At 36.6% G+C, this 23,257-nt stretch carries 19 protein-coding genes; 13 read left to right on the forward strand and 6 right to left on the reverse strand.

Translation table 11 applies throughout. The features are described 5' to 3' along the window. The first annotated feature begins 18 nt into the window (after positions 1-18). The 4 genes from F5ESL0261_RS00895 to F5ESL0261_RS00910 all read left to right on the forward strand — a co-directional run bounded on the left by F5ESL0261_RS00895 (position 19) and on the right by F5ESL0261_RS00910 (position 2,651). Positions 19-282 (forward strand): hypothetical protein, encoded by a 264-nt coding sequence (locus F5ESL0261_RS00895; RefSeq protein WP_045927426.1) that lies wholly within the window; start codon positions 19-21, stop codon positions 280-282. A gap of 181 nt (positions 283-463) precedes the next feature. Next, positions 464-994: a hypothetical protein gene (locus F5ESL0261_RS00900; RefSeq protein ID WP_122051824.1), complete on the forward strand. Its 531-nt coding sequence runs from the start codon at positions 464-466 to the stop codon at positions 992-994. A 43-nt stretch (positions 995-1,037) separates the two neighbouring features. After that, the gene (locus F5ESL0261_RS00905; RefSeq protein WP_147446218.1) at positions 1,038-1,625 is read left to right on the forward strand and encodes a TetR-like C-terminal domain-containing protein; all 588 of its coding nucleotides are present in this window, start codon (positions 1,038-1,040) and stop codon (positions 1,623-1,625) included. Positions 1,626-1,766: 141 nt separating this feature from the next. Beyond that, the gene (locus F5ESL0261_RS00910) at positions 1,767-2,651 is read left to right on the forward strand and encodes an SDR family NAD(P)-dependent oxidoreductase (protein ID WP_122051826.1); all 885 of its coding nucleotides are present in this window, start codon (positions 1,767-1,769) and stop codon (positions 2,649-2,651) included. 97 nt (positions 2,652-2,748) lie between these two features. On the opposite strand, the gene F5ESL0261_RS00915 is transcribed toward F5ESL0261_RS00910, so the two are convergent. The 4 genes from F5ESL0261_RS00915 to F5ESL0261_RS10190 all read right to left on the reverse strand — a co-directional run bounded on the left by F5ESL0261_RS00915 (position 2,749) and on the right by F5ESL0261_RS10190 (position 6,156). Continuing rightward, the gene (locus F5ESL0261_RS00915) at positions 2,749-3,114 is read right to left on the reverse strand and encodes an aggregation promoting factor surface protein (RefSeq protein ID WP_122051827.1); all 366 of its coding nucleotides are present in this window, start codon (positions 3,112-3,114) and stop codon (positions 2,749-2,751) included. A gap of 178 nt (positions 3,115-3,292) precedes the next feature. Continuing rightward, on the reverse strand, positions 3,293-4,246 hold the full coding sequence (locus F5ESL0261_RS10180; protein WP_122051828.1) for an SLAP domain-containing protein: 954 nt from the start codon (positions 4,244-4,246) through the stop codon (positions 3,293-3,295). Positions 4,247-4,265: 19 nt separating this feature from the next. Further along, entirely contained in the window at positions 4,266-5,201 is a 936-nt protein-coding gene (locus F5ESL0261_RS10185; protein ID WP_233560880.1) for an SLAP domain-containing protein, read from the reverse strand. Positions 5,202-5,220: 19 nt separating this feature from the next. Next, positions 5,221-6,156 carry an SLAP domain-containing protein gene (locus F5ESL0261_RS10190; RefSeq protein ID WP_158595178.1) on the reverse strand — a complete coding sequence of 312 codons (936 nt, stop codon included), beginning with the start codon at positions 6,154-6,156 and terminating at the stop codon, positions 5,221-5,223. A 221-nt stretch (positions 6,157-6,377) separates the two neighbouring features. On the opposite strand from F5ESL0261_RS10190, the gene F5ESL0261_RS00935 reads away from it, so the two are divergent. Next, positions 6,378-8,909, forward strand: coding sequence for a M1 family metallopeptidase (locus F5ESL0261_RS00935; RefSeq protein WP_122051829.1), 2,532 nt, complete (start codon positions 6,378-6,380; stop codon positions 8,907-8,909). 139 nt (positions 8,910-9,048) lie between these two features. On the opposite strand, the gene F5ESL0261_RS00940 is transcribed toward F5ESL0261_RS00935, so the two are convergent. Next, the gene (locus F5ESL0261_RS00940; protein ID WP_122051956.1) at positions 9,049-10,260 is read right to left on the reverse strand and encodes a L,D-transpeptidase family protein; all 1,212 of its coding nucleotides are present in this window, start codon (positions 10,258-10,260) and stop codon (positions 9,049-9,051) included. 112 nt (positions 10,261-10,372) lie between these two features. On the opposite strand from F5ESL0261_RS00940, the gene F5ESL0261_RS00945 reads away from it, so the two are divergent. The 5 genes from F5ESL0261_RS00945 (at position 10,373) to F5ESL0261_RS00965 (ending at position 16,519) form a co-directional block, all read left to right on the forward strand. Continuing rightward, positions 10,373-11,182: a DUF4931 domain-containing protein gene (locus tag F5ESL0261_RS00945; RefSeq protein ID WP_122051830.1), complete on the forward strand. Its 810-nt coding sequence runs from the start codon at positions 10,373-10,375 to the stop codon at positions 11,180-11,182. Positions 11,183-11,290: 108 nt separating this feature from the next. Further along, positions 11,291-11,905 (forward strand): ECF transporter S component, encoded by a 615-nt coding sequence (locus F5ESL0261_RS00950; protein ID WP_081945394.1) that lies wholly within the window; start codon positions 11,291-11,293, stop codon positions 11,903-11,905. A 180-nt stretch (positions 11,906-12,085) separates the two neighbouring features. Next, complete coding sequence (locus F5ESL0261_RS00955) at positions 12,086-12,835, forward strand: ABC transporter ATP-binding protein (protein ID WP_046331498.1); 750 nt, start codon at positions 12,086-12,088, stop codon at positions 12,833-12,835. An 11-nt stretch (positions 12,836-12,846) separates the two neighbouring features. Beyond that, a complete protein-coding gene (locus F5ESL0261_RS00960; protein ID WP_122051831.1) occupies positions 12,847-14,652 on the forward strand; it encodes an FtsX-like permease family protein in 1,806 nt (601 codons plus the stop codon). A 52-nt stretch (positions 14,653-14,704) separates the two neighbouring features. Next, positions 14,705-16,519, forward strand: a complete 1,815-nt coding sequence (locus F5ESL0261_RS00965; protein ID WP_122051832.1) for an FtsX-like permease family protein — start codon at positions 14,705-14,707, stop codon at positions 16,517-16,519. 322 nt (positions 16,520-16,841) lie between these two features. Here the strand turns inward: F5ESL0261_RS00965 and F5ESL0261_RS00970 are convergent, their stop codons facing one another. Next, positions 16,842-17,831 carry an MFS transporter gene (locus tag F5ESL0261_RS00970; protein ID WP_233560881.1) on the reverse strand — a complete coding sequence of 330 codons (990 nt, stop codon included), beginning with the start codon at positions 17,829-17,831 and terminating at the stop codon, positions 16,842-16,844. Between the two features lie 361 nt (positions 17,832-18,192). Between F5ESL0261_RS00970 and F5ESL0261_RS00975 the strand changes: the two genes are divergently transcribed. The 3 genes from F5ESL0261_RS00975 (at position 18,193) to F5ESL0261_RS00985 (ending at position 23,255) form a co-directional block, all read left to right on the forward strand. Beyond that, on the forward strand, positions 18,193-19,041 hold the full coding sequence (locus F5ESL0261_RS00975; protein WP_158595179.1) for a helix-turn-helix domain-containing protein: 849 nt from the start codon (positions 18,193-18,195) through the stop codon (positions 19,039-19,041). A gap of 1,128 nt (positions 19,042-20,169) precedes the next feature. Further along, positions 20,170-21,639, forward strand: coding sequence for a hypothetical protein (locus F5ESL0261_RS00980; protein WP_122051835.1), 1,470 nt, complete (start codon positions 20,170-20,172; stop codon positions 21,637-21,639). Positions 21,640-22,052: 413 nt separating this feature from the next. Continuing rightward, positions 22,053-23,255, forward strand: coding sequence for an ABC transporter substrate-binding protein (locus F5ESL0261_RS00985; protein ID WP_122051836.1), 1,203 nt, complete (start codon positions 22,053-22,055; stop codon positions 23,253-23,255). Positions 23,256-23,257: the final 2 nt, after the last annotated feature.

Raw genomic sequence — 23,257 nt, forward strand, 5'->3', positions numbered from 1 at the left:
AAGAAAGGACATGATTTTTTGAAGTTAACGAAAATAAAAATTTTAACGGCAGTTAATGGCTTACTAACTCTAAGCAGTCTAATCATGTTATTCTTTGGATTATGCAATCAAGTTAATGAGTCAAAGAATCTGCTAGAAGAGGAACAGACAATTTCGCTGAACGATAATAATATGATTATTTTGGCAGCTGTAGTTGCTTTGATGGTCTTCGGCTATGCATTCTTTGCTACTTGGTTAAAAGGTGAACCCGCAAAGGCTCATTTATTAAGACACAGAGCGTAAGATGATTAGAAAAGCTGGACTGTACTTCAATGGTTGAAGTGCAGTCCAGCTTTTTTGTGTTTAGAAAAATTCAGTTTTGCTAATCTGATACTTTAAATATTCAGTTGCTTGTTTAAGCGAAGATATTTATGATAAACATAAGTATTTGCACAATTAAGAACAAAGAAAAGGAAAATAAATAATGTGTAAAATAGAAGATGAAGTTTATGATCCATTTTTACCTACTTTACTAATTTCTCTGCATGAGGAATATGTAAAAGAAATTTTAACGGGACAAAAAATAATTGAATACCGCAGGAGATTTTTTAAAGATAGTTTTCAAGCCTTTGTTTATACTACAGGCAATAATGGCGGAATTCAGTTATTTATCAAGTGCGCCCCTTTGATTCGCAATAATGCAAAGGCATTAGCTCAAATAGGCCGGGAAATTCAAAATGACAATTATGACGAAATTTATGACTATTTTATGCCTAAAGATGATGGTTGTATTATTCCAATTTTAAAATCTTGTGCTGTTAAAAAGGTTTCACTTAACCAGTTGCGCACTGTTTTGCCCCAGATTGTTATTCCGCAAAGCTACCTGTTTTTAGATCGGCCTGATAAAAAAGACTTGCTCAACTTTTTATTAAAGCAGGAATATGATGATTTAATTGTTAACGAGTGGGATGAGCGCTTTGCAAAAATTAAAAAAATAGTGGCAAGTAACAAATAATTGCTGGAAATTTTTCTTATTGGGTTACAGTGTGGCAAATAAAATGAAAAATAAAGAGATTTCACTAAATACAAAAAGAGAATTTGCGCGGGCATTAAAGAAGTTGCTCAAAAAAGAGCCTTTAAATAAAATTACTGTTTGTGAATTACTTACTTTAACTAATAAAAGTAGACCTACTTTTTATTATCACTTTAGGGATGTACCTGATTTAATCAAGTGGACTGTCCAGGATGAGATAATTAATTTATTAGAGCAGTCAAAAGGTTATGAAAAATGGTACAACGATTTATATCAAATTTTTCAATATTTTGCTGTTAATCCAACTTTGGGACGAGCCATTTATGAAAATTTAGATATTAAACAATTTAATGCAATTTTTAGGGAACCACAAAATCGTATACTTCTTGGCTATATTGATGAAGTAATAAGCAAACAAAAATTACATGTAAGTCAGAAAGACCGTGACTTTATAGCCCATTTCTTTACTGGTGGATTTACAGAAATAACTATTGACTGGCTTAATAATGGACAAAAAGAGACTCCAGAGGAAATGAGAGATATGTTTCGCAGAACGCAAAAAGATGTAATAGTTCATTGTTTAAAGATGGCTGATCAAAGTCATAAAAGCTAATTTACCTAATAGATATGTGCAATTGTTAAATATCTAACAAACTATAAATATTATATATTTTTATTTATACCGTAAGCGCTTAATATTGATGATGTAAGTAAGTTAGTTCAGCATTGAACAATTAAATAGAAAGGCTTGCACATGAAAGAATTTAAAGATAAAGTTGCATTAATTACTGGTGCAGCGCACGGATTTGGACGAGCACTGTCATTAGAAGCAGCAAAAAGAGGGATGAAACTTGCTATTGCTGATATAGATGATGAAGCGTTGAGCAAGACAGAAACTGATATTAAAGATTTAGGCGCGGAAGTTATTAGCATTCCTACTGATGTAACCGATGAAGATGAAGTTGATGCCATGGTCAAAAAGACAGTAACTGAATATCATGAAATTGATTTATTGATTAATTCAGCTGGGATTGCGGTACCTGGTGATATTTGTGAACTTCCTACTCGTGATTGGGAATGGATTTTGCATGCTGACTTAATGAGTCAGGTTTGGGCATTAAAACGCGTAATACCAATTATGCGTAAACAAAAAGATCATTGTGACATTATTAATGTAGCTTCAATTGCTGGGCTAGTTGCCAGTCCTTCAATGCCATCATACTTTGCTTCTAAGTTTGCGTCTGTGGGTCTGACTGAGGCAGTAGAATATGATATGCAGGTTGCAAAAGCTAACATTAGCATGCATGTCTTTTGTCCTGCTTTTGTCCAGACAGACTTATATCATACTGAAAATCACAGACCAGCTAAATACACTGATAAGAATGATCCTTACTATTCAAGTGAAGCATTTAAGGAAGGTCAAGAACGTGCCAAACAAGACATTGTAACAGGCATGCCAATAGATAAAATACCTGGAATTGTGTTCAAGGCATTAGAAGAAAATAAATTCTACATTTTGACTCACACAGGACTTAATCCAATTATTGTCTCTCGTGCAGAAAATATTCCCAGCGGTAAGGGACCAGATTTAAAGACCTTGGCACCGTTCTTGTCAAAGACTCATAATGAAGAAAATTAAATTTCTTTTGTTTTAACATCTAAATTCATATAAAAAATAGCCTAACAATTAGTTAGGCTATTTTTTATAATGGGATATTTGTATTAAAGAGTATTTTCTAATACCAGTGATGTGTTAGCCAGAAGTTCTTGGCGTTAACCCATGAACCATAACGACCGTAAACATATGTGTCAGCCGTTCTTTCTTGGTTCTTTTTAGAGTAATTACCGTTTAGGTAAGCAATGTTAAGTTGGTATTTACCATAACAAACACCGTTGCGCGCGTAATAATTACCACCTGATTCACGCATGGCAATCCATTTTTTAGCTGCACGTTCAGCTTTTGACTTTTTACGAGCAGCTTGTACTGTTTGTGTACATGAGTTATTATTGTTTGTTTCTATATTTATAGCAGTGACAAAACTAAATGAAAGCGCCAGTGCTGTAATTAACTTAAGTATTAAACTTTTACTGTTCTTCAATATATTTCAATCCCCACAATTAACTATATTAATTCTAAGGATAATCATACACAGTCAATGTGTCATTGTTGTTACAGAAAGAACACGCAACTCTTACAATATTTTTTAAAAATTTAATAATTCTGCCACTATCGAAGAATAAAAGCAGCCTAACTATAGTAGTAGTCTGCTTTATTTAAATTTACTTTTTTACAACATTGACGGCGCGAATATAGCGATATTTAGCAATGCGGTAGTATTTTTTGCCTTTAATGCGGTAAGCTTTGCCGTTGATTTTGACAATTGTGCCTTTCTTGAGTTTCTTCTTCGAAACACGCTTTCCTTTGTGGGTGTATTGGTAGGAGGCTTTACGTAATTTTACTTTGCGTGATTTAGCTTTTGGCTTGGCAGAGTTAGTTGTGGTATTGGAGCCAGAATCTGAATTACCACTTACAAAATGACCAGTTTTCTTATGATTAGCAACGGCATCGTTAATCTCTTTAGTAAGAGCATCGACAGTTGATTGTGGAACGCCCATAGCTTTAGCTGCGCTATATCGTTTATTCATTGACTCTTCCCATGTTTTGTCTGCCTTAGAACGATGCGAAAAATCAATATTATTCAAATATTCTCCATAAGCATGCTCTAGTGCATCATATTTAGCAGCAGGCACATCAGGATTATTGCTATCTACAGGGTGAAAATCACGAGATGCAAGGTCTGTCATGTCGAAAGAACTTTCGACGATATCAGTACCAAAGCTATCTACGTCAGGGTCGTCAATTTCTTGCCAATCTTCTAAATTAACATAAGCCTCGGCAATATCACCGCCGCCAAATTGGGTAATACCTATTGGGGATGAAGTGATACTTAATGATAGTGCAAATGGTAGCGCAGGGTAGGAAAGCTTACTAGGCTTAGTAAGGTTCCCCATGTATCTTGCAACTTTGGTGCCAGCAGGATAGACCCTACCGGAAGGTCCTTTTAAAGCATATTTGAGCGTGCCGTATTGAATCCAGTTATTAAAGCCTTTATGGTTGGGTGTGGCATTGATAGTGTGCACAGTGTCACTAACGATAACAGCTGCGCCAACGGTAGTTAGAGCCACACCGCAAAAAGCAATTGCTAATTTTTGGCATAGTTTATTCTTTTTCATTTTTTACTCCTTGTAATTATTATTTAGCAACGTTCACTTTACGGATATAACGGTTTTTAGCAATGCGATAGTATTTTTTACCTTTAATGCGGTAGGTCTTGCCGTTAATTTTGACAATCGCGCCTTTCTTGAGTTTCTTCTTCGAAGCACGCTTTCCTTTGTGGGTGTACTGATATGACGCTTTACGTAATTTTACTTTGCGTGATTTAGATTTTGACTTGGCAGAGTTAGTTGTGGAGCTGGAGCCAGAATTGCTAGATTTATCATAACCAGCTAAATGACCAGTTTTCTTATAGTAAGAAAGTGCTTGTTTCATTTCATCGGTTAACTTATCAACTGAATCTTGTGATACACCCATAGCTGTAGCAGCAAAGTATTTATCAGTGAAATTAGACATTATTTGTTGATCTTGTTTAGTTATCTTGTTGGTTAGAACTACATCCAGTGCATTATATGCGGCTCTTAATGCGTCAACATTAGCATATGGTACATCAGGATTATTACTATCTACAGGATGAAAGTTACCAGAAGCAAGATCGGTTGGATCTTCGGTATTTTGTACCAAGACTACTTCATCAGCAGGATAATCAATCTCATGCCAATCTTCATAATTAACATAAGCTTCGGCAATTTTACCGCCACCATAATCTTGTAAAGTTTCCATACCAGGAAGTCCACCAATCAATAATGTTAAATAGAATGACCTACCATGCATTGAAATAGGTGGCTTAGCATCATCACTTAGTTCACGTACCACTCTAGTACCAGCAGGATAAACTCGACCTGATGGTCCTTTTAAAGCATATTTTAAAGTACCATATTGTAACCAAACTTTGGTTCCTTGATGATTAGCAGAAACTGTTTGAACATTGTCAAAGTTGAAGACTGCTGTCATTGGTGCGGCTAGACTTAACGCGGCCATTGTCGCAAAGATTATGCGTTTATTCTTTTTCATTCTTTACTCCTTATAACTATTACTTTGCAACATTCACTTTACGGATATAACGGTTTTTACCAATGCGGTAGAAGGTTTTACCCTTAATACGGTAGGTCTTGCCGTTGATCTTGACATATGAACCTTTCTTAAGCAGTTTCTTAGATACACGTTTACCCTTATGAGTATAGCGGTAAGATGCTTTACGCAATCTTACTACTCGTGACTTAGATTTCTTGGAAGTAGATGAGCCAGAATTACTGTTATTGCCAGAATCTGAATTGCCACTTACGAGGTGACCAGTCTTCTTGTAGTTAGCAACAGCATCATTGATTTCTTTAGTTAAGGCATCAACAGTTGATTGTGGAACACCCATGGCTTTAGCAGCATTATAACGGTCTGTGAAGCGATAAATTTTTTCACGATCTTGCCCAACCACGGAAGATTTACCAGCAATTCTTGTCAAATCAGCATATGCTTCTTCTAGTGCATTGAGATTTGCACAAGGTACATTAGGATTATTGCTATCTACGGGATGAAAATCACTAGAAGCAAGATCAGTGTAATCTTCTGTGTTTTGGACTAAAACAACATCATCAGATGGATAATCAATTTCATGCCAGTCTTCATAGTTGACATATGCTTGAGCAATTTCTCCGCCACCTTCGTCTTGCAAAGTTTGCATACCGGGCAATCCACCAATCAATAGTGTCAGATAAAATGGTCTAGCCGGTAATGAAATAGGTGGTTTATCATCGTTGCTTAGTTCACGCACCACTTTAGTGCCAGCAGGGTAAACTCTGCCAGAAGGTCCTTTTAAAGCATACTTTAAAGTACCATATTGTAGCCAGACTTTGGTTCCTTGGTGATTAGCAGAAACAGTTTGAACATTGTCAAAGTTGAAGACTGCCGTCATTGGTGCAGCCAGACTTAACGCGGCAATTGTCGCAAAGATTATGCGTTTATTCTTTTTCATTCTTTACTCCTTATAATAAAAAATTAATTGTTTCACAGGCAGAAAGGCACCTAACCGAACTGAGAGTAAACTGCTATCTTTTTCTATCAGTATACTACACGAAAGTACCGTAATGGTATTGCTTTTTTCCGAGAAACAAGTCCAAGTTGCAATTATGTTTTAATGTTATTTCCATATATGTCTGTTAAAATTAATAATAACTATTATTTTAGGAGGTAAATATGGCTGCTAAACATTTTTATGAAACTTTTCACCCTGAACACTATGATTTGTTCATAGACATTAATCGGGCACAGAAAACTATTAACGGTACTTCAACAATTACAGGTGAGGCACTCGAAAATACTATTTTAATTAATCAGAAGTATATGAAAATTGCTTTTGTCACCAGTGCGGGCAAGGATGTGCCGTTCACTGTCAATGAGGACAAAGAAGCTATTGCTATTGAACTGGGTCAAACTGGCAAAGTCACAGTTGAGATTAAGTATTCGGCACCGCTGACTGATTCTATGATGGGAATTTATCCGTCATACTATCAAGTTGATGGTGTTCAAAAACAGATTATCGGTACTCAATTTGAAACAACAGCTGCGCGTCAGGCTTTCCCATGTGTTGATGAGCCGGAAGCCAAAGCTACTTTTTCTTTAGCACTTAAGTATGATGAGCATGAAGGTGAAACTACGATTGCCAACATGCCGGAAGTTAAAGTTGAAGATGGCGTGCACTACTTCGAGCAAACCGTTAGAATGTCCAGCTACTTGATTGCCTTTGCTTTTGGTGAATTACAATCAAAGCTTACCGAAACCAAAGACGGCGTTCAAGTGGGAGTTTTTGCGACTAAAGCACATCAAGCTAAGGAATTAGACTTTGCTTTGGATATCGCAAAACGGGCAATTGAATTTTACGAAGAATTTTACCAAACCAAGTATCCGCTGCCACATTCTTGGCAATTAGCGCTGCCGGACTTTTCTGCCGGAGCAATGGAAAACTGGGGACTAGTCACATACCGTGAAGTCGCAATTTTGCTTGATCCTGATAATGCTACTCCTTATCAAAAGGCGTATGTGGCAACGGTTATCACTCATGAATTAGCGCACCAATGGTTTGGCGACCTAGTTACCATGAAGTGGTGGGATGACTTATGGCTTAATGAAAGTTTTGCCAACATGATGGAATATGTTTCAGTTGATGCTTTGGAGCCGAGTTGGCATGTTTGGGATAATCTTTACCAAATTTCTGAGGTGCCAGCAGCTTTAAAGCGTGATGCCACTGATGGTGTCCAATCGGTTCACGTTAATGTAGAGCATCCAGCTGATATTGATTCGATTTTTGATAGTGCGATTGTTTACGCTAAAGGTTCAAGAATGTTGGTTATGGTACGGGCACTCTTAGGGGACGATGCTTTGCGTAAGGGACTTAAGTATTACTTTGAGCAGCACCAATATGGCAACGCTACGGGTGACGACTTGTGGAATGCTCTTTCGACTGCCACCGATTTAGATATTGGTAAAATCATGCATACTTGGCTTGACCAACCGGGTTACCCTGTTGTTTCCGCTAAAGTAAACTCAGCTGGTCACTTAATTTTGAGCCAAAAGCAGTTCTTCGTTGGTGAAGGCAAAGAAGTTGGGCGCAAGTGGGCTATTCCTTTGAACGCAAACTTTGAGGCACCGCAGATTATGTCTGAACGAGAACTGGATCTGGGAGATTACCAAGAATTACGCAGTGCAGCTGGTCACGCTTTGCGTGTAAACGTAGGCAATAGTTCACATTTCATTGTCAATTATGATGAAACCTTGATGAACGATATTATGGCTGAATTTAATCAGCTTAAACCGGTAGATCAATTACAATTACTGCAAGATTTGGGACTTTTAGCAGAAGGCAAGCAAATTTCATACGCTGAAATTGTACCGTTGCTGCCGAAATTTGCGGATTCTAAATCATACATTGTCATTAGTGCCTTGTTATCTAGTATCCGTTCATTATTTAAATTTGTTACACCTGATTCAGCTCAAGAAAAAGATTTGAAGGCGTTTGTTAATAAATTAGCCCAAAAGCAAGTTGAACGTTTAGGTTGGCAAGCAAAAGATTCTGATACAGATGATGATAAGAGAATTCGACCACTAGAAATAGCCTTAGCTTTGTATGCCGGTAATTCTGCTGTGATAAAAGCTGGTCACCAAATTTTTGTTGAGCACGATCAAAACTTAAACGAAATTGATGCTTCAGTTAGGCCGTATGTTTTAATGAATGAAGTTAGGAATTATAATGAACCAGGATTAGTTGATCGTTTGTTGAAAGAATATCAAGCTGCCATCGATCCTAACTATAAGGACGATCTTACTGATGCTATTACCAACACCAAGAATCCCGCTGAAATCAAGAAACTTATTGAGAATTTTGAAAATGCTGCAGTCGTTAAGCCACAAGATTTGCGTTCTTGGTTTGCGAATGTCTTAGCTAATCCAAAAGGCGAACAATTTGCTTGGGACTGGTTACGGGACCAATGGTCATGGCTGGAAAAAACAGTCGGTGGTGATATGGAATTTACCACTTATATTACTGTGGCTTCAAACATTTTTCATACTGAAAAGAGACTGGAAGAATTCAAAGAATTCTTTGAGCCAAAGGTTGATCAGCCGGGTCTTGGTCGTGAGATCAGAATGGATACCAAGAATATCGAGTCCAAGGTTGACGTGATTAATGCTGAAAAGGATGCTGTCAATCAGGCTGTTAAGGAAGCTTTATAAGTAAAAATTATTTAATATTTAAAATTGCAAAACCTGTTAACTAAAGCGAGTGTGAACTTGATATTAAGTTAACAGGTTTTTGCATAACAAAAAAGGACAAGTTTTTTAAATTCTTGTCCTTTAATTTCTTATAAATTACTTAATCATATACAATTACCGGTTCATGCTTGCTTACATTATGCCAAACTTGTTTTATTTCTCTAGGCTTAATATTAACGCAGCCGTGAGAACCCCCACGTAAATATGCTTTTTTACTCCAATCGCCGCGCCAGCTGGCATCATGGAAGCCGCAACCACTTAAAGTAAACGGCATCCAGTATCTGACTGGTGAAGCATATTTAGACCCGTCGTTATTGCGTCCGCGCAATACAGCATGACCTTGCTTATAGTGAATGTACCAAACGCCTTGCGGAGTCCGGTTACCCTTAACGCCATCTCTCGTACCAGTGACAATGTCATTCAAATGTACGACTAATTTGCCATTTTTTACAATCCACATTTCCTGCTTTTTAAGTGAAACAACAATATAGTTATTTCCTATGCCATGATTGTTTTTACCATATCCTAAACCATAAGTGCTATAACCCAGACCATAGATGTAATCTTTGCCATCAAGATTTTTAGTCCCGTTTAAAAATGCTTGTTCGACAGCGGCTTGAGCTCTTTTGACATGAACACCCCAGCCATAGCTTTGGTTTTTGATAGTTATTTTCTTACCTGCAACTTTGTTGCCCTTGGGCGCAGAGAACTTGTAGTTTTGGTGGATGGTTGCAACTTCCTGATCAATTTTATTGAGTTTTGCTGTTAAATTTTCTGAATTAAGAAACGAATATTTGCCTTTTTTGTAAATTGCCTGATTAATCAGACTTTGAGCTTTAAGCTGATAATCTTTGCCGGCTACATGGTAATTGACCACAGCGTGACTCACAGCCTGCATTTTTTTATTGGCAGCGTCTAAGTCAGTATTGCGGTATTCATAATTTTGCTTATCTGGCATTGTAGTATGTTGCTTTTTAAAGTAATGCGCAACTTCCTTTTTCTTAATAGTATCAATGCTGGGATCGCGTTCAATTGCAACTTTACCATTTTCTAGGGAAACAATATTGTTGGCTTTCCGATTAATCTTGGCCGTCGCCTTATTAATTGTTAAGTTTCCAACTTCTACTCCATAAATATTAACATTAGGGTTAAAATGATTAATAGCGAATGCTTTAGCCTGCTTTTGCGATTCAACGTGATTATTATATAGAACCACGCCAAATATAACTGCTAAAATCAGAACTATTCCGATAATAATCAGAAACAAGTTATTGCGGTTATTGTATTTTTTTAAATTTCTTTTTGATTGCATAGTTCTACCACCGTTGGAATTTTTTAAAAAATAATTGCGGTTACAGTTTACCATCTATTGCGGCTCTAGTAAAATGCAAGATTTAAGAAAATTTTTTAGGAGGGATTGCCCAATGGAAAATGACCCATTAGTGTTTGATGTTAACATAGCTAAAGAAAAGCCTAATTCTTACCGTAAAGTGAAAAACAATTCTGGTTGTCCCTTTTGTAATGTGGCGGAATTGACAAATATTATAAAAAGGCAGGGAGGGATGATCTGGCTGGATAACAAATATCCGACATTGCTGGATACTGTTCAAACAGTTTTGATTGAATCTAATAAACATGCGGGAGATATCACTACCTATTCACCTGAATATAATCGGGCTTTGATGCGCTTTTCACTGTCATGTTTTAAGCAAATGAATGATTCACCTGAGTTCGGATCGGTATTATGGTACAAGAATTTTGGCAAAAATTCTGGAGGTTCACTTGAGCACCCGCACATGCAAATCGTTGGCTTGAAAAAGATGAACGGCTATAAGTATCTGCAGCCCAATAATTTTGAAGGCATTAGTATTTTTAACAACAACGGGCTGGAGGTTAACGTTGGCACCCATCCGATTCAAGGCTATATCGAATTAGATTTCAACCTGCTTGATGAAAAAAGTATTGATGACTGGTCCGACTGGATTCAAAGCGGAGCTAAATACATGCTGGAAGTTTTGTCCAATGGTCGCTGTGACTCCTACAATTTGTTCTTTTATCCGCGTTTTGATCAAGGAATTTGTGCGAAATTGATTTTGCGCTACACAGCTTCGCCATATTTTGTCGGCTATAAGCTTTCACAGGTAGATAATCGGGAAAAATTACTTACGGAAGCTGAAAAATTTAAGCGCTTTTTTGAGTCTGGATCAGTTTTAGAGAAAGGATTTAAAATATAGTTTTTATTAAAGTAATTATTATTAAAACTAATACTTAGCAGAGATAATATTTGCGACAAATAATTCTAAGCAATATAATAGCAAGGTGTTTTTTTAAGGAGGACGCAAATGCGCAGAAAAGAAACTAAGAACCTGGCTATTACTGCCATATTTGTCGCAATCTTTTTATTGCAAACTTTCATTCCTAATATCGGTTATATTCGCATATTGCCAACTTTGCCGGCTATAACTACTATTCCTTTGACTGTTTCCATTTATTCTTTGCTTATGGGACCAATTGCCGGCACATTTTTTGGTATTTTCTGGGGTATTGCCCGTATGGTGCAGGCATATACGCAACCAGGCGATATTGTCAGCTTAATGCTCTTTCAAAACTTTGCGATTGCCGTAATTCCTAGTGTTTTGGCGGGTCTTTTTCCAGGACTGATTGGAAAATTAACTGCTAAAAAGAAAAATAGCATTAAAGAAGTAAGCTACACGGTTGCGGGAGCAGTGACTTCTTTAACTAACACTGTTTTTGTAATTCTATTAACCAGTCTGGTTTTCATGGGCAACTCTGCCAAACTGCTAGGCCATTTGGGCAGCTTCGCTCAGGGGACGCCTTTAATTACAGCGTTAATAATTGCCCTAGGTCTGAATGGTCTGGTTGAGGCAGTATTCACTGCAATTGTGACGCCAATTATTGTGACGCCGCTCAACAAGGTGCTGCGCAGAGTGGGCTAAGAAAATAGAAGTGTTTTTAAGAAAAACTTAATATTCTTAATTGACCGCTAAAAACAAGGAAAAAGTATTCAGATAAGTCTTTCTAAATTGGAAAGGCTTATTTTTTTATTGACAAAAGTTAGAAATACAATTAGTGTATTAGATAAATAGTACAGAAGTATTGCAACGAGGATTTTACAAATGACTGAAATTTTACGAGTAGATCAAGTTACTAAGACATACGGCAAGCGGGGCGAAAAGCAATACCAGGCTCTCAAGGGCATTAATTTTGCGGTTAATTCAGGTGAATTTGTAGCCATTATGGGCGCCTCTGGTTCCGGTAAAACAACTTTGCTTAACATTTTGTCAACTTTGGACAAACCGACAACAGGCAATGTTTTTATTAACCATGAGGATAACAGCACTTTAAATGCCAATCAATTAGCTGACTTTAGAAGTAAGCAAATCGGCTTTATTTTTCAAGATTTTAATTTGCTGGAAAATTTAACTAATCGGGAAAACATTGCTTTGCCTTTAAGTTTAAGGGGTATTTCTCCCAGAAAAATTGATCCGCTGGTTGACAAAATCGCAACTAGACTGGGCATTAAAGAAATTCTGCCCAAGTATCCTGCTGAGGTCTCGGGTGGGCAAAAACAGAGAGTGGCAGCTGCCAGGGCGTTAGTACATGAACCTGCAATTTTGCTTGCCGATGAGCCGACGGGTGCCTTAGATTCAAAGAGCGCCCGCGAATTGCTCTATACAATGGCTGATTTGAATCAAAACGATGGTATTACCACTCTGATGGTTACGCACGATCCGTTTGCTGCCAGCTTTGCCAGTCGTATTTTATTTATTAAAGACGGCAAGATTGGTGAGCAAATGTTGAAAAACGGTCAGTCCAGACAAGAATTTTACCATCTATTAATCGACCACTTAGATACTGACGAATAAGGAGAACTAAAATGGTTTGGAAGTTGTCCTTAACGGGAATCAAAAGTCGTTTTAAAGATTATGCGGTTTTATTTTCCGGCTTGGTTGTTGCCAGCATGATCTTTTACATGTTCCTTACAATCACAATTAACCCCACTTTTATCAAAAATGATATTTCAGCACCAAGCAGCTATGTTCGGTTCACTTTTGCCTTTGGTATTATCTTGCTGATAATCATTACCATGGTTTACCTTGTTTATGCCAATTCTTTTTTGTTGAGCATGCGCAAACATGATTACGGCATGTACATGATGCTGGGAGCCAAGAGTACCAAAATTGGGTTACTAATTTTTTTGGAAACTTTAATAACTGGCATTTTAGCTACACTAGTGGGTATTGTGCTCGGGTTTGGTCTGACTGCAATAGTGTCACAGCTGTTGATATCTCGCTTAGGGTTGACGGTGAAACATTTTGCTGTTGTTTTACCAAACGCTATCATTTGGACGATTATCTTCTTCATTATCATGTTCTTATTCGGAGCTTTGAAAAATGTCCGTAAATTAACCAAGACACCAGTAATTGAACTATTACGCGATGACCAAAAGCCAGTTGCTTACAAACACCGGCCGGTCTTGCACTGGATTCAAGGAATACTGGGTCTGTTACTTTTAGCTGCAGGCTACTTTATTTTGGGCCTTCCAGGCGGTGCTATTTTATTTATTATTCCAGCAGCGCTGGTGACAATAGTCGCTGGTTCCTATTTCACATTTAACGCTTTTTTCAGCGCCTTAATCGGATTTTTGCTTAACCGCAGAAGCTTTTCCTATCATGGCATTCGAGTATTTACTTTAGGTCAGTTGAAATTTCGATTGCATGATTATACGCGAATTTTGACAGTTGTTTCACTGCTTTTTGCCCTGGCACTTGGAGCTATTACTGTAGGGCTTAACTTCAGCACGCTCAGTGAGCAACTTGAAGACAATTTTTATTATGACACTACTATTATCAGTGACTCTCCCAAAGTTGAGAAGGCTAAAAGCAAACTGACGATTACTCGTGAGCAAACCTATCATTATAAAGAACAGGGTAAATATTTGTATTTTAACCGCAGTGAATTTAACAATAACCCGGTCAAAAACGTCAAGTTTTACATGAAAAATGGTAAACCGGCATACAAGAAGGTCAATTTGCCCACTGAGAAATTGGACGTCCCAGCAACATACGCTAATAATGCCTTTGGTGCTATGGTTCCTGATGGTATTGCTAAAATCATTCGCCTGGTTTCACCAAAAAAATGGATCGAAAAAAAAGGACAAGACAAGTTTGTCAGCTTTGTAAAAGTGAAAAACTTTGATCAGGATTTCCCCACCATCTTAAAATTGCAGAAACAACAACTGAAGGAAAATCCTGCTTATTCGTATATTTATACTTCCAGCAAGGCGGGCAGTTTCCAGTTAATCAAGAATTTCAGCAGCGGTTTTGAATTTATGGGCTTCTTTTTAGGCTTCGCTTTCCTGACCATGCTGGCTTCAACTTTAATGTTCAAGGTCTTAAGTGGCGCAGCTAGTGACAAGGTGCGTTACCAAATGTTATTTGAAATTGGCACAAGGGCGAAAGTTTTGCGTCAATCCATTAAAAATGAAATTGGCGTGCTGTTTCTTCTGCCCGGCGTATTAGGCGTAATCGATGTGCTCTTTGGCTTGAGGCTGTTTAAATTGCTCTTGCCACACCCATACCAGAACTTATGGATTCCTTTTACAATTTTTATCGTGCTTTACCTGATTTATTACTTATTAACCGTAAAACTATATGAAAAAATCGTTCTGGAACGTGAGTAAAATTGGGAGCAGTAAATAGATTCTTGTTTTTAATTAAAGAAAAGGAGCAGTAATGATTTGGAAACTGTCTGTGACGGGGATTAAAAATAGGCTAAAAGATTATCTGGTATTATTTTCTGGTTTAATTGTTGCCAGCATGATTTTCTACATGTTCTTGTCAATTGCTACTAACCCTGTATTTATTAGTAAAGATGTCTACGGTAGAACGGCATACCTGACTTATATTTTTACCTTTGGCATTATTTTGTTAGTAATCATTACATCGGTTTATCTTGTTTATGCCAATTCGTTTTTGTTAAGCATGCGTAAGCATGACTATGGCATGTATATGATGCTTGGAGCCAAAAGCACGCGGATTGGTTTACTAATTTTTTCTGAAACTCTGCTAACCGGCTTTTTAGCAGTTCTGCTGGGAATACTACTGGGGCTTGGGTTGACCACTATAGTTACCAAGGTGCTGATAGGTAAACTAGGGCTGGAAATTACTCACTTTAAGGCAATATTACCCAGCGCAATAATAGGGACTTTGCTTTTCTTTGTTATTATTTTTCTCTTGGGTGCACTGAGCAATGTGCACAAACTTACACATACTCCAGTAATTGATCTTTTACACGAAGATCAAACTCCAATTAATCTTAATCATCATCCACTTTTGCGGGGAATTGAAGCAATTAGCGGTGTGCTTTTGCTGGCAGTCGGTTACTATGTAATGACTCTGTCCACCAGATATATTTACTTTCTTATTCCCACCGCCTTAGTAACAATTATTGCTGGCTCTTTCTTCGTCTTTAATGGCGTCTTTACGGCTATTATTAATTATTTACTTAATAAAAAATCTTTTTCATATCGTGGTATTAATGAATTTACTCTTGGTCAGTTGAAATTTCGTTTGCAAAGCTACACCAAGATATTAACTATGATTTCAATTCTGTTTGCCTTGGCTTTAGGTGCAATTACCGTGGGACTTAATTTTGGCTCCATGAAGGATGAGACGCAAAAAAGCTTTTATTATGATGCTACAATAGTTAGTCAGACGCCAGCAGTTAAAAAAGCAGAAGCAAAATTAACCATTACTAATAAGCAGACTTATCACTACAAAGAAAAGGGGATGCATCTTTACTTTAACCGCGCGGAATTTGAAAAACAGCCGCTGAAAGAAATAGAAATCTATTTTCATAACAATCAAGACAATTTACCTACATATAAAGTGAAAACACTGGTTACTGCCGAACTGGATAAACCAGAAACAGCTGCCAATAGCATTTTTAGCCAAATGGTGCCTAACGGCATTCCTAAGAAAATTAAACTAGTTTCACAGCAAAGATGGAATATACTTAATGGTCAGAAAAAATTCGTCAGTTATATTAATGTCAAAGACTTTGCCCATGATTTTCCAGTGATTAAACAAATTCAAAAAGAGCAACTGAAGGAAAATCGCAATTACCAGGATATATACCTTTCTTCAAAATCATATAACTATAATAATATGATTGGCTTTACCAGTGCGTTTGAATTTATGGGCTTTTTCTTAGGAATAGCATTTCTGACTATGCTCGCTTCGACGTTAATGTTTAAAGTTTTAAGTGGTGCAGCTAGTGACAAGGTGCGCTACCAGATGCTACATGAAATTGGAGCTAGGCCGCAATTATTGCGCAGTTCAATCAGAAAAGAGATTGGTACTTTGTTCACCATGCCTGCTATTTTAGGCATAGTAGATGTCCTTTGTGGCTTAAAACTGTTTAAAACATTGCTGATATCTCCATACCATAATATCTGGATTCCATTCACAATCTTCATTGTGCTTTATCTGGGTTATTACTTGTTAACAGTTACGTTATATGAAAAAATTGTACTCACAAATAAATAATTATAAAAAGACCGGATTTTGAAATAAATTTTCAAAATTAAACTAGTAACTCTTTAATTGGTGGGAATTCACGCAACATTTCATGAAAAAATAAGCAGAAGTCGCTTGGACTAATGCTTATTTTTTCGTCTAGTCGTGTCCTTTTGGATACGATTTTTTTAATTGTTCAAATTGTGCAAAATTACCCGGTAAAAAAGACTTTAATTTCACAAAATCTTAATTGGAGAACGCTTTTATCCCTAGTATGCGAAAAATTGGTATAGCTTCCAATAATTTATGTTGGATTGGTCTGGATTTTTTAGGTAAAAACATCAGTAAATTTTTATGCAATTTTAGCTTGTTTTGTTTTGTTGACTTTTATCATTACAATTAAAGTAACAGTGAAGACGATTGCACTAAGTCCCAGGACACCGTACAGGGCATAATTAACGTTGATTGTACCAGCTATGGTGGTAAATAATGTCGTCATTAATGGACCAGCGATTGCCAAGATTGTGTTTAAAAGCCCTGCTGAAGAAGATAATATTTTGCGATCTACGGAGACAACCAACCATTGCATTAACTTAGGACTGCTCGTACCAGCTAAGAAGCCAAGAGTGGTCATTAAGATAAGGCAGAGTATGCTGCTCTTGTTCAAAATGACAACGGCCATAATGGCACTACTGATAGTAGATAATAAAGATAGTTGGAAAAGTGACGTGTTTTTAAGGAGTTTGGTGCCAACTGCACTGCCAAGGGCTAAGCCAATTGCGGCAGCAGCTCCTAGAAGTGCGATGGTGAAACTATAGCTGCCGATAAGCATGCTTTTATTGCCGGCAATAACGATTGAAATTAGTGGCTCAACAGAGCTGAGCAGACCATTAAGCATGGCTACAACTAAAACAATCGTTAAGAGTCCGTGGGCTTGACGTACTTGCTTGAATGATGAGCTAATCGTGGCAAAGAAGTTTTGGTCGTTGACCTCTTCTTTCTGGTCAGGCTGCTGCTTACGAACACTTGCCCCAATGTTGGCATAGAGTAAGCCGGCTGCTAAGAAGGTCAGCGCATTGACAATGGCCAGTTCTGAGTATGACATGAAGAGCAGGAGCCCGGAACCGACGAATTGTGCGACCAACGTAATTAGTTGTGATACGCCACTGGTAAAACCCTGGGCTTCAGCCATTTCATTTTCACCGACGAGACCAACAATTAAGGGTGTTTGTAATCCACCAGAATACATGCCGGAGAGATCAGACACAAAGTTGAGTCCGATAACCATTAAAACTAGGTTCCAGCCGGCAATATTGGTGACAAATAGTAGGCCTACCAGCATGTACATGGCAAAGCGGATGACTGCAAGCCAGACAATTACACGGTACTTGTTGTGCGTCCGGTCCGCCAGGTAGCCACTGAGACTTTGAATAAGGTCTGGAAGCGATTCGGTAATCGCAATCAAAGATAATGCTAGAGAATAATTTTTTAATTTGCTGGCATAAGTCATGAGAGCCAGGTAGAACAGGATGTTGCCTGCACCGGATAACCAGCTGGCGAGGGTGAATTTTCTGTAGTTTTTATTCTTTAAAAAAATGTTCATGTTTTTGCCTCTTTTCTTAACTATATATTTAGTATATTTTGGTTATAATGAAAAAGAGAGGAATGTCATATTTGACAGTTTAAAGTTAGAAGGAATAAAAATGACAATTGGGGAATTGTTAAAAGATTATCGGATAAGTCAAAGAAAAACACAGAAACAATGGGCAAAAGATGTGATAAGCCCTTCATTCTATGCGAAAGTAGAAAAAAATTTAAGTCGGATCTCTGCCGAAGACTTAATTGAATTGCTACATTCTAATCAAATTCCAGTGATTGATTTTTTCAGTAAATTAAATCAAAAAGATAAGTCGGTTAATCAACAAGAATTAGAAATAAATCGACTTATTAATGAAGCATATTACCAAAATTCCAAAAAAGAGTTGCAACAAATACGAGATGTAGTTGCTGAAGGTGAATTGCCTAATAAAAATGATGAATTACTTCTTATTGATGCCTATATTGCGGTAATTAGTAAAGACCTTACAATGCTAGATAAAGAAGTTATAGACAGAATGAAAGAAAAAGTTTTTAATATTTCTAATTTTGATGAAGATGGATTAATTATGTACTGTAATTTCATGAGCTTTTATGATTTGAATAGCAACTTATTGCTATCTAAAAGGATAATAAAACAGCTTGTTGGATCAAGCAGTGTCAGAATACAAGAAAAAATTTTGGCTATCATTATCAATATGCTGATTTTTTGCATTAGAAATAAGCGATTTGAAGAAACTGAGTCATTTGTTAATTATGCGGATCAAATAAAAACAAAACCGGAGGTATTCTTTTATAAGCTGCTGATACCAGCATTTTATAATATAGTTAAATATCAAGATAATCATGATCAAAAATATCTGGATGAAACAGAGATAATAATTGAAAGTATCAAATTAGCGGGAATGCCAGATTATGGTAAGGAGTTAGAAGAGCTTTTAGTTGCAAATAAATAAACTTAAAAAAGTCATATTTAAGTTTAGTTCTTAATATACTAGATGTTAAAAAACTGTGGTATAGTCCCGAAGGTTAAACAGCTTTCGGGACTCGTTTCATTTTCTTATGAAATAAAACTAAATATTAAAATATGTTCAAGAAACTGATCAGGTCATTTGAAATTAGAAAAAAGATTTTTGAAGAGTGACATTCGCTGTAATCATGCAACTACATCAAAAACACCCAGAGGACTGCTTTACGGCGAGTAAATCAACTGGAAAATATTTTTTCTTTGAGGAGGTTCAGCCCGAGTTATCTTTTAAAAAGCAAAAAAGCGATCCAGCTGGATCGCCCCAGACGCTTAGTACGCCTCTTTTGCATGCGAAAATCGCACTTTATTTCTTCTATAACAATTATAACACAAGAACACATGATAGAATATAAAAGTACGTCTTTCAACCCTCCCTGAAAGGAGGTGATTGCATGGGAAAGGTCGTACTTTTATTTCTTCTAACTTGTTTACTACTATCTATCCTAACGCCTGCACTGCAAGAGCTAGGAAAAGATCTTGATAAATTAGCAAACTTTCTCGATAAGTTAGCTAATTTAATTGAAAAGATTCTTCGGATATTTATGTGGTAATCAACAAAGGGGTGGGATTTTTCTCCCACCTTTTTATATTTGTCATATCTAGCTTATTTGTGGCAAATAAGACAATTTTACTAATAAAAAAGGCAAAGTTATTACGTGAATTATATACTTAGCTAACTTTGATAAATTAGAAAGATGCGAAAAATGTTTTGTAAGTTAAGCGAAGATTTAAAAATTATGTCTAAAGTAGATGATCATATTTATGAAGCATTTGTAGATGGATTATTTATAAAGTTTAGATCGGAAAAAAATTATAAAGATAAGTAAATTTTCTATAAAGAAATATGATAGGAAAAATGTTTTAAAAATGGCGATCAAGCTGGAGGAAATTGATACTAACAAAAAGCAATATTTAAAAAAGAATAATGGTTTAAAAAGCAAATATTAAAATATGTTCAAGAAACTGTTCAGGTCATTTAAAAAATGACAGCGCTAACTATAATTAAGTCAAAAGGTGGTCTGCTTGAAGGAGCTGAACAGAAAGTTTGGTGATCTTGATGCAAAAATTAAAAAATATGCGCGTTGGACTGATAGAACTTTGTGCGACACTCATTATTGGCGGTTTGATGATAATCGCTGGCATTATTTTAGGGTTGGATTTAGCTTCCTTAATTATTAAGTTATTTAGCGGTTTAATAAAACCAAATGTGCCGAATTTTAACGTCATTAACAGTTTTCTGCGGATAAATTCAGGCATGCAAGTGGCTATGTTACTGGCGGTTCTAATAATTGTTGGTGGTATAATAGTAACTTATAATTTAACCAGAACAATTTTAAAAAGTGTAGCTGCAAAAGAAGTTGAACCTGCAATTTTTCAAAAACATTCAGGACTAAGAATAATTGAAATGATTTTAGGGTTGATACTAGTAGTATCCGGCTATTTCATATTGAACTTGCCCATCCAAAGTCTGTTTAATCCTTTATTACCGGCATTTGTCACAATCGTGGCGGGTACTTATTTAATTTGTTACTCGTTATTAAGCTTGCTGCCTGCAACTTGGTTTAACAAAATTAAGTTAACTAAAGGAAAAACGCTGTTGGGACTTCATCATTATGCTGGCGTTTTTACTATCATTTCCTTACTTTTTGCCTTAACTATGGGCGCTCTTGCTTTAGGTCATGACGTTAATGCTTTTCCCCAAGATATTAAAAGGGGAACTTATTATGATGGGGTAATTGTCAGCAACACCGCCAATATTAAAAACGATGTGGCGCAACTAAAAATTAAAAAGCAACAAACTTATCATTATAAAGAAACAAAAGGGCACTTTTATTTTGTTCGTAATGAATTGGCAAATAATCCAATTAAGTATGTCAAAAGCACCGGTAGACGCAACTTTCAAGTCAAATCAATCAAATTAGATCAATTGAATAAAAATTCTCTAGCAGATGACAGTTTTCGTGAACTCGTTCCCAATGGTTTTAAAAATAAAAAAATTGCACTTCGTTCAACTGCAGAATTAAATAAGATTAAAGGTAAAACTAAATATCTGACTGTGGTGCAGCTAAACAGTTTTGATAGGGATTGGCCATTTCTACTAAAAATTGAACATAAACGGGCTCAAAGTAGTGCCGTCTATAGTCGTCTCTATAGCAGCTCGAAGGCTGCTTCTTATCAGCTGGCACTGGGGATGAGTAAAGAAATGAAAATCTTGGGCTACTCACTGGCATTTGTATTTGGTGCAAGCCTGATTGCAATCTTGATAATAGCAGTCAAAGCTGCTAAACGAGATCAGAAATTTACGAATGAAAGACTGGCTCAAAGAACATGGCAGAGCAAAACAGGGCTTTTATTCTTTATTCCCGCAATATTTGGCGTCTTTGATGTTTTGTTTGGCTTGAGATTTTTTGATCAGGTTTTGCCAACAGCATATTATGAAGTTTGGCTGCCAATAGTGCTCATGATTATAAGTTATTTCGTTTTATACGTCATTGTTGCATTTTGGCGAAAAAAAGCTGTATTTTAAAAAAGTCTGGTAAGTAAAACGCACGCTTTAACAGCGTGCGTTTGTTTTCACAGGCAAAGCAACAAAATTAATAAAAAATACTGAGAACTTAGATAAAAAAATTGCAAAATTTTCTTGACATGCTAATGTTCTTTTTTTATAATTCTAAGTATTAAATTAAATTTTGGGAGGCGATTTTAATGAAAGCTAAATATTTAAGTAAACGAACTAACATTAAAAATATTATTGCCCAGAGTTTAATTGCCTTGTTGTTGTCGTCTAGGACTTAGCATGATTAAATTACTTTTAGTGATTTTACATGAAAAGCCCTTGTTTGCGTCTTAATGAATGGGGCTTATCTAATAACTGATCTAAGCCTCATTCATTAAATGAATGAGGTTTTTAGTTACCAGACTATTGAAAAGGAGAAAATGATGGGTAAATTTTCAAAAAGATTGTTGCGTGTTCTGACAGTGGGAATGGCTGGCTTGGCACTAGCTGGCTGCTCAGTTGCAAAAAGTGGGGGGAGCAAGGGTACACACCAAGATAAAGATGTTGTCAAGGTTGGTATTAACATTGAGCTGTCTGGTACTGCTGCTGGATATGGCAGTGCTGAAAAGCAAGGTATAGTATTAGCAGCTTCTGAAATTAATAAAGCCGGTGGAATTAACGTCAACGGGCATAAAAAGAAGCTTAAATTGCTTATCCGTGATAATAAATCCGCAATAGCTACTTCGGCTTCGGTTGCTGCACAACTGGCAACTAAGGATAAAGTGGCAGCAGTTATAGGGCCAGCTACTACTAATTGTGGTACTGCTGAAATTCCTAATATTACCAAGGCTTCTGTTCCCGGCATTAGTCCATCTGCAACAGATCCAAACTATACCAGACAGAAAAATGGCAAGGTTCAGCCTTACGTCTTTAGAGCTTGTTTCCAGGATACTTTCCAAGGAAAGAGCGCTGCTAAATTTGTCACCGACAAATTGAAAGCCAAACGAGTAGCAGTTTATGCTGATAACTCCAGTGACTATGGTACTGGTTTAGCAAAAGCCTTTAAAGATACTTATAAAGGCAAGATAGTTGATAGTCAAACCTATTCTGCAGGTGATAAAGATTTCAATGCTGTTTTAACTTCATTTAAATCTAAGAAAATCGATGCTATTTATGTACCGGGCTACTACACAGAGTTGGGTTTGATCATCAAACAAGCACGGCAAATGGGTATTAAAGCTCCAATCGTTGGTGGTGACGGTATGTGTGACCCTAAACTTGTTCAAATATCAGGTGCTAAAAATGCAACCAATATTTACTACACTACACCATTTTCAACTAATGTAGCTGCCAAGAATCCAGATTCAAAAGCTGCTAAGTTTATCAAAGCATATAAAGCTCGCTACCATGCAGATGCACCTACATTTTCAGCATTAGCATACGATGCAGTTTACTTAGTAAAAACTGCTATTGAAGAACAAAAATCAGATGATTCGGTTAAAATTACTGAAGGTCTAGCTAAGATTAAAGACTTTGACGGTGTTACTGGCAGAATTACCATGGACAAATTCCACAATCCAGAAATGCCAATTGCTATTGAAAAATTGACTAACGGTAAAGTAAGCGACTCATTCCGTGTTGAGTAAAT

Source organism: Lactobacillus sp. ESL0261 (assembly GCF_003693025.1).
GTDB classification, from domain to species: Bacteria; Bacillota; Bacilli; order Lactobacillales; family Lactobacillaceae; genus Lactobacillus; species Lactobacillus kullabergensis.